The organism is Clostridium sp., assembly GCF_050717545.1.
Classification (GTDB): Bacteria; Bacillota; Clostridia; order Clostridiales; family Clostridiaceae; genus Clostridium_AD.
The window spans coordinates 1-9,791 of the sequence record NZ_JBOITN010000022.1 but is presented as its reverse complement, the minus strand read 5'-3'; the positions used below and the strand labels follow the sequence as shown (position 1 = coordinate 9,791).

The 9,791-nt window shown below is 29.3% G+C and carries 14 protein-coding genes; 6 read left to right on the top strand and 8 right to left on the bottom strand.

The features are described 5' to 3' along the window. The first annotated feature begins 499 nt into the window (after positions 1 to 499). Complete coding sequence (locus ACREVX_RS05295; RefSeq protein WP_431543124.1) at positions 500 to 721, top strand: hypothetical protein; 222 nt, start codon at positions 500 to 502, stop codon at positions 719 to 721. 20 nt (positions 722 to 741) lie between these two features. On the opposite strand, the gene ACREVX_RS05290 is transcribed toward ACREVX_RS05295, so the two are convergent. The 3 genes from ACREVX_RS05290 to ACREVX_RS05280 are packed head-to-tail and all read right to left on the bottom strand — an operon-like array spanning position 742 to position 2,868. Continuing rightward, the gene (locus ACREVX_RS05290; protein WP_431543126.1) at positions 742 to 1,371 is read right to left on the bottom strand and encodes a J domain-containing protein; all 630 of its coding nucleotides are present in this window, start codon (positions 1,369 to 1,371) and stop codon (positions 742 to 744) included. Continuing rightward, positions 1,358 to 2,320 (bottom strand): DUF5685 family protein, encoded by a 963-nt coding sequence (locus ACREVX_RS05285; protein WP_431543123.1) that lies wholly within the window; start codon positions 2,318 to 2,320, stop codon positions 1,358 to 1,360. Before ACREVX_RS05285 ends, ACREVX_RS05290 begins: the two co-directional genes overlap by 14 nt. Beyond that, the gene (locus tag ACREVX_RS05280) at positions 2,320 to 2,868 is read right to left on the bottom strand and encodes a class IV adenylate cyclase (RefSeq protein ID WP_431543122.1); all 549 of its coding nucleotides are present in this window, start codon (positions 2,866 to 2,868) and stop codon (positions 2,320 to 2,322) included. Before ACREVX_RS05280 ends, ACREVX_RS05285 begins: the two co-directional genes overlap by 1 nt. Before the next feature lie 295 nt (positions 2,869 to 3,163). Here ACREVX_RS05280 and ACREVX_RS05275 point away from each other — a divergent pair, with 295 nt between their 5' ends. After that, positions 3,164 to 4,216, top strand: a complete 1,053-nt coding sequence (locus ACREVX_RS05275; RefSeq protein ID WP_431543121.1) for a nucleoid-associated protein — start codon at positions 3,164 to 3,166, stop codon at positions 4,214 to 4,216. Between the two features lie 134 nt (positions 4,217 to 4,350). On the opposite strand, the gene ACREVX_RS05270 is transcribed toward ACREVX_RS05275, so the two are convergent. Next, positions 4,351 to 4,545: a hypothetical protein gene (locus ACREVX_RS05270; RefSeq protein WP_431543127.1), complete on the bottom strand. Its 195-nt coding sequence runs from the start codon at positions 4,543 to 4,545 to the stop codon at positions 4,351 to 4,353. On the opposite strand from ACREVX_RS05270, the gene ACREVX_RS05265 reads away from it, so the two are divergent. Continuing rightward, positions 4,544 to 4,615, top strand: coding sequence for a hypothetical protein (locus ACREVX_RS05265; protein ID WP_431543125.1), 72 nt, complete (start codon positions 4,544 to 4,546; stop codon positions 4,613 to 4,615). The two genes, ACREVX_RS05270 and ACREVX_RS05265, sit on opposite strands and share 2 nt — an antisense overlap. Positions 4,616 to 4,669: 54 nt before the next feature. On the opposite strand, the gene ACREVX_RS05260 is transcribed toward ACREVX_RS05265, so the two are convergent. The 4 genes from ACREVX_RS05260 to ACREVX_RS05245 are packed head-to-tail and all read right to left on the bottom strand — an operon-like array spanning position 4,670 to position 7,488. Further along, positions 4,670 to 4,858: a ferredoxin gene (locus ACREVX_RS05260; RefSeq protein ID WP_431543120.1), complete on the bottom strand. Its 189-nt coding sequence runs from the start codon at positions 4,856 to 4,858 to the stop codon at positions 4,670 to 4,672. A 26-nt stretch (positions 4,859 to 4,884) separates the two neighbouring features. Then, on the bottom strand, positions 4,885 to 5,049 hold the full coding sequence (gene rd, locus ACREVX_RS05255; RefSeq protein WP_431543119.1) for a rubredoxin: 165 nt from the start codon (positions 5,047 to 5,049) through the stop codon (positions 4,885 to 4,887). A gap of 22 nt (positions 5,050 to 5,071) precedes the next feature. After that, positions 5,072 to 6,259 (bottom strand): anaerobic nitric oxide reductase flavorubredoxin, encoded by a 1,188-nt coding sequence (locus ACREVX_RS05250; RefSeq protein ID WP_431543118.1) that lies wholly within the window; start codon positions 6,257 to 6,259, stop codon positions 5,072 to 5,074. Between the two features lie 14 nt (positions 6,260 to 6,273). Beyond that, on the bottom strand, positions 6,274 to 7,488 hold the full coding sequence (locus ACREVX_RS05245) for an NAD(P)/FAD-dependent oxidoreductase (protein WP_431543117.1): 1,215 nt from the start codon (positions 7,486 to 7,488) through the stop codon (positions 6,274 to 6,276). Positions 7,489 to 7,949: 461 nt separating this feature from the next. Here ACREVX_RS05245 and ric point away from each other — a divergent pair, with 461 nt between their 5' ends. The 3 genes from ric to ACREVX_RS05230 all read left to right on the top strand — a co-directional run. Next, positions 7,950 to 8,675: an iron-sulfur cluster repair di-iron protein gene (gene ric, locus ACREVX_RS05240; protein WP_431543116.1), complete on the top strand. Its 726-nt coding sequence runs from the start codon at positions 7,950 to 7,952 to the stop codon at positions 8,673 to 8,675. 104 nt (positions 8,676 to 8,779) lie between these two features. Next, positions 8,780 to 8,941, top strand: coding sequence for a DUF1540 domain-containing protein (locus tag ACREVX_RS05235; protein ID WP_431543115.1), 162 nt, complete (start codon positions 8,780 to 8,782; stop codon positions 8,939 to 8,941). A gap of 211 nt (positions 8,942 to 9,152) precedes the next feature. Further along, positions 9,153 to 9,791, top strand: a 639-nt coding sequence (locus tag ACREVX_RS05230) for an anaerobic carbon-monoxide dehydrogenase catalytic subunit (protein WP_500861851.1), incomplete at its 3' end; no start/stop codon positions are given.

The following is a 9,791-nucleotide window of genomic DNA, read 5'->3' as shown; positions in this document are numbered from 1 at the left end:
GCTTCTTTCGAAAATTTTCTTAAAAAACAGGCTCACCGGAAAGAACAAGTGGCTTAAAAAATTAATATTACAATTTTTATTCTTGAAAGATACCTCGAGGTTTATTAATTGACCCCATAAATAAAATTGATTATAAAGTAAAAGCACCAGAAAACTGGTGCTAATGTTTAACGTTTATTGGGACATTTTCAAAAATGCTTGACAGAATGCCAGTTATTTTAATTTCTTAATAAGGTTTTTTCTAGCATAGGATATAAAGGCTGTAAGGATATAATCATATAGTATAAAAGCTATTTGGATAATTACAATTATTAAAAATATATTTATATTTACATTAGGGATTTTCAGCAGTACTAATTTATATATAAATACAATTATAAAGGTGGTTAAATTGAAATACAATAACTTTAGTACAATTTCTAGAAGCGTATTTCTTAACTTTTCTATACAATATTTTACAAAACCATAGCATCCAAAAATAAGGATATAAGTCACGCTTATGAGTTTTGAAGGGATAATAAATAAGCTAAGCAAGGAAACAGCGCCATACACTACAAGGGTATTTTTAAATCCAGTAAGCATAATAGAAAGGGGTATGATGCAAGAGGCTACTACTAATATTGATAATCTATTTGTTGGTAGTACTGACGATAAGTACAATAATATCAAACTAAGGGCTGCAAATATACCACCCTTAGCAATGTTGCTCGACTTCATATAATCATCTCCTAATAATTAAGTTTAACAACATGAAATAAGATCTCCGCCTAAACATTCACAAATACTATCTGCGCACCATAAGTTAAGACACATATTACCCATACCAGCATCATTATTACGTTTACCATAATAGTTGTCTCTGTAGTTTGAAGAACGCGTATTTAGTTGGTTAAAACTCTTTCTGTATTCAACATTATTAGGTTCTTGGGTGCAGGCGCGACTTATAAAACTATAAGCGCTATCGTGCCAACCTTTTTTGAGATGAACCATTCCCATTAAGAAATTCCACTCAGCAGTTTTTGTACTCATTGTACCTAATTTTTGCTCAGCTGAGGGTATATTTCCATTATTTAAGTCCATTCTTACTGACTGATATATATTGTTATTAGAATAGTCATCACTTGATTTAGAACCATAATTGTTAGAAGAGTTATACTCAGTATTAGAACTGTAACTACTAGAAGAATTGTGGTTTTTCATAAGTGAATCATAAGCTTCGTTTAATTCTTGCATTTTATCCTCGGCTAAATCTTTTAGAGGATTATCACCATATTGATCAGGATGATATTTTTTTGCTAGTTCTCTATATGCTTTTTTTATATCTTCTTTAGAGGTGCCTTCGCGTACACCAAGTACTTCATAGGGATTTATCATTTTTATATTCCACTCCTTTTAAATTATCAGCATTACTTTTGTTATTAAAAACTTTATCCATCTTTTCCATGAGTCCTAGTTCTAGTATATTATATAATATATCTTCATTTTTTATCAGAGGCAAATTATTCAAGTGTTTTAAACATTGCTGGGCGCAAGTAGACAATAAAAAATTAATTCTTGGTTTAATTAAAACACTAAAACTTTCAAAATCCAGTTTATCTTTATTTAATAATGAACTAATAGCATTAAATTCATTGTTTTTCATATCTTTTTCTAAATCATCATAAGCATCAATAATATATATCCATTTACCTAAGTTATAGCCAAGCCAATATAAGTCTTCTTTAAAAGAAGAATCCTTATAGTAAAAGGATATTATAAAACCTGTAAGGTCAGCAAAAACATGGGATAACTCATCTATAGATAGCTGTTCATCTATCGGCAGATTTTTATGATGAACTTCTAAAGTGTTTAGCAATAATATTTTTTCTTTTGTATAATCCATTACTTCATTATATGATATATTATTTATATCTAACGAATTAGAATTTGACAAATCATTAGGTTTTGGTAGATAGTTTTTTAGAATCATTGAAGAAACTTTGCTTTTGATTGTTTTATTATCTTGAGCATCATCCATTAGCTTGTAATATGCTAATGTGATATTACAAAATGCTGCATAATCTAAAGCATTATTATTATTAAGCATAAGCCTTTTTTTTAGAGGATGGATTAAACATTTAAATTCAGTGAAGTTATATTTTGAATCCGATAAAGAGTCTAAAAGTATTGCTAAAAAAGTCATATCAAAGTTTAAGGTAATCCTTGGCAAGTTACCAAAATTACTTTTAATAGATTTGCAAAGGCCACAATAATATGCTTTGAACTTTTCATAGTCTTTTATTTTCATTTCCATTTTACATGGAGTTACATACCCAAACATTATATTCCTTCCAAATTGTTTTTTGATTTTAATATTTCATAAATAGTTTTAGAGGTAGTATCCTCTAAACTATAACCGAGAAGTTTTATAACTTCTAAAATCTCCACTTCGTTTTCACTTTCTATTTCTATATAAGGAAAAGGACAAAATTCCTTTTCATTTATGTCTATTTCGATAAGTGTATTTTTATATCTGTAGCTTTCTCTATATTTTTTAATAGATTGCATAAGAACTAGTCCCAAGGCTTCAAATATACCTCTAGCTGCGACTTCATCTTTAATTTCTGATTCATGTTCATCCATAACTTTGTATTTTTCTTGGCTTATTAGCTTTTTCGTGGTGATATAATGAATTGTAGAATTTGTTATATCATCTTTTACTGTACGTATTCTAGCATAGCCTTTGTTATCTAGAAGCCTTTTATCCGAAAAATCATAAATATTATTTATTTGATTTTCTTGTTTTACTTTTATTGCATTTAAATCTAATAATTTTTTACGTATTTGTGGTACATCAATATCTATAATTCTAGTCTCTATTTCTTTCAACGTGATCCTCCTGTTAATACTATTTTAGATGTTGTTTTAAGTAAATAATTATGGATAACTCTCTTACTTATTAATTGTGATTATATCATAAGTTAAATAAAGTAACATTAATAAATGATTAAAATTATGAATTTTCAGTTGTAAATTTAAACTAGGTAAACAGGTAAACCTTATAATGTGTTAACATAGTGAGATGTATAATAGTAATATATAACTTTGTTATAATTATCAATACATAGTATAATAAATGGGCGTCTTTAAAAAAATAGACGAATATATTCAAGGTGGTGTTTTTTTGGAGTACATAAAAGAAGTTAATATAACTGAGGCTATCATTCATGTCTTAGATAACAATGCAGATGAACCTATAATGAATGAATATGCATTAGACCTAGATGAAGAAAAACATGACTTCTTACTTAAACATATACAAAAGTGTTTAAAAGATGAAGAGTTAAAATATGGAGTGTTTAATGCGGAAGAAAATATAGTAAAAAATATATCACAGGAATATTTAAATGGTGAAAATAATCTACTTGCTGTATCTAAGGAGATAGCAAAACAGATGTTTATCTTAATGAGATCTATGGGGGGTATCCCATCATGTGATTTGGTAATAGTATCTTTTACTACAGAGTTTGGGCCAATGCTTGGCATATTTAAAATGGATTATATTAAGAACTATGTGCATACTATTGAGTTTGTTGATAATAAATTGGGCATTGATATAGTATCACAGATCACGGGTCTACCAGGGAGTTCACAAAGGATACAAAAATGTGCTTTTCTCAAACCTATTAGAGCGGAAAGTAGTTTTGATTTAATGGTTATAGATAAAAAAATTAAAACTAAAGAATCAAGTAATAGTGAGAGTCAAGAATCAGGATCAGATTATTTTACAAATGATTTCTTAGGGTGTCAAATCATCAAAAATGAAAGAGATGTTACTAAAAGTTTTGTCAAAGCAGCTGAAAAATTCACTCAAAAAAACTTTCCGGAAAATGCAGAAAAAGCAGAAGCTATTAGAAGTACTATAAAAAGAAAACTTAGAGAAGAAGATAATATTGATGTTAAGGAATTATCTGAGCAAATATTTCCGCAGGAGCATGAAACTAAGGAAAAGTTTACGCAATTTATAGCCGAGCAAGGAATAGAAGAAAATATTAGCCTTGATAAGGAATGGATAGATAAAAAACTAAAAAGAGTAAGACTTAAAATAGATAAAGATATAGATTTATATGTGAATGAAGAAACATATAATGATAATAGCCGGTTTGAAGTACAAAGAAATGGTGATGGAACAATTAATATGGTTATTAAACATGTAAGTAACTACGTAGAAAAATAGAGTAAAAAAGTATGAGTTTCTCCTGCGTGACTCCAAATAAGAGTTTGAAACGTGAAATTCCATTAAGAAATTCTAATCTTTTGAAAATATAAAATTCTCACCCTCTGGGTGTTCTCCGGGGCGCGTAACAATTATTAATTGTTGTGACTCATATGGACGATGATAGCATCAGTTTTTGAAATAACTGTTATAGGATAAAAATTTCTATGTAAAAGAAGCAAATTCCCATCTAAAACATCACCAACAGTAAAATCACTAATAGTTAATATATTTCCTTTTGAATCAATTCCTTGAGATTTTGTGCTTAATGTAAATAAGCAATATTGCATGGGTTGTGGATTATGTACAAAAATATCACCAGAGACTTTTGTTATGGAAAATAAAAAAAGTTATTATTAAGATATAATTATTAGCACCAGCCTTGGCTAGTGCTAATAATTATCAATAATACTATTACTCAATTGTTATGGCACTTACAGGACACTGCTCTTCAGCATCTTTCGCGCTTTCCATTAGCTTATCTTCAATTTCATTTTCAGATGCTTCTGCCAATCCATCATCATTCATCTCAAAGATTTCCGGGCATACCGAAGCACACAATCCACATCCTATACATGTATCCTTATCAACAAAACCTTTCATAAAAATCAACCTCCTCTATTAATATATTATTCTTCTACTTTTTCAAAATCTGACTTTGGAACTCCGCATAAAGGACAAACCCAGTCTTCAGCGATATCTTGGAACTTTGTACCAGGAGCAACTCCGTTATCACTATCTCCTTCTGCTGGATCATAAATATAACCACATACTGTACAAACATACTTTTCCATAATATACCTCCCTAAAATATAATTAGATTTTTTCTATAATATTCATTCCAAAATCTCTACATCTGTTTAATCCATCATCATCTGGATTCCACAATTCCCTTATTCCTTCATTTATCACCTCAAAACCAGCTTTATTTAAATCTTCAGTAATTATCTTTATAGACTCTCCACCCCATCCATAACTGCCGAAGGCTGCTACACTTTTTCCTTTAAATTCAAGTCCTTTAATCATTTCTAGTATTGCCGCTGTTGAAGATAATATTCCTTTATTTATCGTTGATGAACCAACAAGCACAATCTTTGATTTAAATACTTCTGTAATAATATCATTTTTATCACTTTTAGATGAATTGAAAATCTTTATTGTAATATCACTATTTGAACTTTTTACACCTTCTGCTATGGCTTCAGCCATCCTTCTCGTGGAGTTCCACATAGTATCATAAATTATTGTGATTTGATTTTCTTGATAATTTTTTGCCCATTCCATATATTTATTTACTATTTGCAATGGATTATCTCTCCATATTATTCCATGGCTAGGACAAATCATATCAACTGGTAAATTAAAGCTTAATATCTCTTCTATTTTACGTACGACGAATTTACTAAATGGAGTTAAAATATTTGCATAATATTTTATTGCCTCTTGATATAATTCAGCCTGATCAACTTTATCATTATACATAAACTCTGAGGCATAATGCTGACCAAAACCATCATTACTAAATAGAATGTTTTCACCTGACATATATGTGAACATAGTATCTGGCCAATGAAGCATTTTTGCCTCTATGAATGTCAATTTATTCTTGCCTAAATCTAAGGTATCACCAGTTTTAACTTCTACAAAGTTCCAATCCTTATGATAATGTCCCTTTATTATTTTAGCACCACTTTTTGTACAATAAATCGGGGTGTTAGGTATTTCCTTCATTAAATCTGTAAGTGCACCACTATGGTCACTTTCAGAGTGATTCATTACAATATAATCAATTTTGTCTAAATCAATTTCATTTTTTAGATTAGCTATAAATTCTTTAGAAAATGGGCTCCAAACAGTGTCCATCAATACTGTTTTTTTATCTTTAATTAAATATGAATTATATGAAGAACCTTTATGTGTAGAGTATTCCTCACCATGGAATGATCGAAGCTCCCAATCAATTTTTCCAACCCAGGTTACAGTATCACTTATTTTAAAACTCATTTAATACCCTCCAGTCAACTACTTTTTAATTTCACTAATAAATCATTTGCACTTGTATTCAATAAATCCAAGTCTGAAAAAACAATTTTCTTTCCTATTGCAACCTTTATTAAGGTAGAATACTTGTTATCTCCTATTACAATGGCACCTATTATTTTATTATCTCTAATGAACAACCTCTTATAACACGACCCATTGGAATCCTCTTGTGTTATTGTTTTATCACATTGGTTCTCATCTACCTCACCCATGGAGAAAAGTGCTATATTGAAAGCATTTAATATAGTAACTGGTACAACCTCTTCGTAAACCGCCTCTTTACCTACAATATTATATCCTGCTATTTTTCCTTGTTCAATAGCAATGTTCCAAAGTCCTACTATTCTTCCATTTAACTCTGCTACATCTCCTGCGGCGTAAACATTTTTTATATTAGTTTCCATTTTCTCATTAACTATAATTCCATTATTAGTTTTTACTTTTGTACCCTCTAATAATTCCTTATTAGCTCTTATGCCCACAGAAAAGATCACCATGTCACTTTCAATAATTTGTCCATCCACTGTTTGTACAGCGTTTACCTTATTATCTCCAAGAATTTTTACTATGTGTGTATTTAAAAGCACTTTAGTTTTAAACCCTTCAATTGCAGTTTTAAGAATTTCGGATGCCCTTTTATCTAACTGACGAGGCATTAATCTTTCTTGAAACTCGGCTATGATAGCATTTTTACCATATTTATTCAGACTCCATGCAGTTTCTATTCCTTGTACTCCACCTCCCACATTTAAGATAGTTGTCTTATCATTAACACTATCTTGTATGTCTAGAATATTATCTAATTTTCTTATGGTATAAACATTTTTCTTATCAATACCATCAATAGGTGGCATAAAGTTTTTTGAACCATTAGCAAGTAATAACTTATTATAGCCAAATTTGTTTCCATCTTGCAAGGAAATTTCACTCTTAATTATATCAATTTCAATAACTTCACTACCAAGACACAATTTAACATTATTTAAATCGTACCAATCTCTTTTCTGAAGCATTATTTTTTTCTCATCAAGAATATTGAAGAGGCCTTTTGTCAACTTTATCCTATAGTAAGGAAAATATTTTTCATTTTGGAATATAAATATATTTATATCGCTATCAATTTCTCTGATTGCCTTAACTGCACTTATAGCTGCAGCACCACCACCTAATATAACTATGTTATTATTCATTTTAATTGCCTCCATTATAATCGTCAAATATTTTCCCAAAAGTTAAATATATTTGTCTAGATTTATTTTACTAATTTCTTAATGTTAGTTTTAATTACAAAGTCTTCATTTATTTGATTCTTTAAATAACATTATATACATATAGTTCAGTTTTTTATGTGATTTAAATCAAATATATTAATGATTTACCACTTACAATAGTTTTAACTTGCTACTGCCACTTTTAAAAATTCTTTCCTAATCTTAAAAAAAATCACTTATGGTTTCTCTTGTGACTCCAACCTACCATTTAATATCATAGCATTTTTAATTTATTGTGGTCAAATAATAAAAAGTGTAAAATTTTTATTTTTTTGATTTGTGATTTGAATCATATTTTTAAAATGAAAATTATTATAGAATGAGGTCATAGGAAAGCAAGAACAAATTAAAACAAAGTAAAATAAGAGGAGGAATTAATTATGTTAAAAGTTATAAATGAAAAACAAAGCCTTGGCGAAATAGTTTCGATTTTTCCAGGTGCTGCAGAGATATTTAACAGATATAAAATAGATTACTGCTGTGGTGGACATGATACCTTAGCAGGAGCCTTGGACGAGATGGCCATAGGTTATGATACAATTGTGGGGGAACTTAATAACGAGTACGAGAAATTTATAAAATCAAACTCAGAATATAAAGACTGGAGAAAAGAAAAACCTTCCACCTTAATAAAGCATATAGTGCAAACTCACCATGAATTTACAAAAAAACAACTTAGAGAAATAGATATTCTATTATTTAAAGTACTAAAGGTACATTTTCAGCATCATAGTGAAGAACTGTTAAAGGTGCACAAACTTTTTGGATCCTTGAAAACAGAACTTGAGGAGCATCTCATTAAAGAGGAAGAGCATCTGTTCCCACTTATTGAAAAATTAGAAATAACGAAGGACGATAGTGTCTTATCAGAAATATACCATGTTATTAAGGATACAGAGAGTGAACATGACGCAGCTGGGAATATAATTAAAAAACTAGAGAAGATAACTAGAGATTTTAATGCTCCAGAGGATGCTTGTACTTCTTTTATACTAGCATATACAAAAATCCATGACTTAGAAAAAGATTTATTTATTCATATTTATCTAGAAAACAGTGTACTATTCCCTATGATTCAACAGAAAAAAGGATGTTCTATCAAATAGTCATTGAAAAACTTTCGTAAAAACAGAATATTTATTATGTATAATTAACCTTAATGATGATAATAATAATTTGTATTCAATTATTTAATGGAGGTGATTTTCGTATGAACCATAATGATAGCATAGGTTGTACAGTAAATGAATGTAAACATCATTGTAAAGATGATAATTACTGCACTCTAAACAAAATAGAAGTTATAAGACATGAAAGTGTTGCAAAAACACCAGAATGTACTGACTGCGGAAGTTTTAAAACATTACAATAATGTGAAAAGGGGCAGTTTCATTTTCTAAGATGAGACTGTCCCTTAATTACGATCCCAATAATTATTATAACATTAGCATTTTTATAACTATAATATTTTGAATAAAATCAAAGCTCAAACTTATGTAACTATTTTCATTCTTGTCTTGTATAATTATACCAAGAAAGTGTAGAATAGATTATAGAAGTTCTAAAAATTAGGAGGGGTACATATGCAAGGAAAAATGTTTTGCTTTCAATGCGAACAAACTTTTGGTGGAAAAGGTTGCACCAAAGTGGGAGTCTGTGGAAAAACACCAGAAATTGCAGCACTACAGGATTTGCTCATATATCAGTTAAAAGGAATAAGCTGTTATGCTACTAAACTTTTAGCCAAAGGCGAAAGAATTGATAAGTCATGGGTTTCATTTATTGAAAATTCATTATTTATGACATTAACTAATGTTAATTTTGATCCAAAGTCTCATATGGATATGCTTAAAAAATCTCAAGTAATAAAAGAAGATGTAAGGACAAAGGCATCAGGAGAAGAAGTAAATGCAATAGAGGCTTTATATAATCTAAGTGATACTAAAGAGCAGATGCTTGAAGATGCTAAAAAAGCAGGTGTTATGTATGATGAGGATTTAGATGCTGATATACGATCAGTTCGCGAAACTATAAAATACGGATTAAAAGGAATTGCAGCATATGCACATCAAGCTAGATTTATTAAATACAATAGCGATGAAGTAGATGATTTTTATTTTATAGCTTTAGCAGTAATGACTGATGATAGTTTAAACCTTCAAGATCTTATCAAGTACTTAATTAAAACTGGAGATATGAGTGTTAAGATTATGGAAGTATTA

What these genes read in the sequence shown, in the direction of transcription:
- ACREVX_RS05295 (WP_431543124.1), top strand. Translation starts at nt 500, where the DNA reads ATGAGTTTTGAAGGGATAATAAATAAGCTAAGCAAGGAAACAGCGCCA.
- ACREVX_RS05285 (WP_431543123.1), bottom strand. Translation starts at nt 2,320, where the DNA reads ATGTTTGGGTATGTAACTCCATGTAAAATGGAAATGAAAATAAAAGAC.
- ACREVX_RS05270 (WP_431543127.1), bottom strand. Translation starts at nt 4,545, where the DNA reads ATGCAATATTGCTTATTTACATTAAGCACAAAATCTCAAGGAATTGAT.
- ACREVX_RS05260 (WP_431543120.1), bottom strand. Translation starts at nt 4,858, where the DNA reads ATGAAAGGTTTTGTTGATAAGGATACATGTATAGGATGTGGATTGTGT.
- rd (WP_431543119.1), bottom strand. Translation starts at nt 5,049, where the DNA reads ATGGAAAAGTATGTTTGTACAGTATGTGGTTATATTTATGATCCAGCA.
- ACREVX_RS05250 (WP_431543118.1), bottom strand. Translation starts at nt 6,259, where the DNA reads ATGAGTTTTAAAATAAGTGATACTGTAACCTGGGTTGGAAAAATTGAT.
- ACREVX_RS05245 (WP_431543117.1), bottom strand. Translation starts at nt 7,488, where the DNA reads ATGAATAATAACATAGTTATATTAGGTGGTGGTGCTGCAGCTATAAGT.
- ric (WP_431543116.1), top strand. Translation starts at nt 7,950, where the DNA reads ATGTTAAAAGTTATAAATGAAAAACAAAGCCTTGGCGAAATAGTTTCG.
- ACREVX_RS05235 (WP_431543115.1), top strand. Translation starts at nt 8,780, where the DNA reads ATGAACCATAATGATAGCATAGGTTGTACAGTAAATGAATGTAAACAT.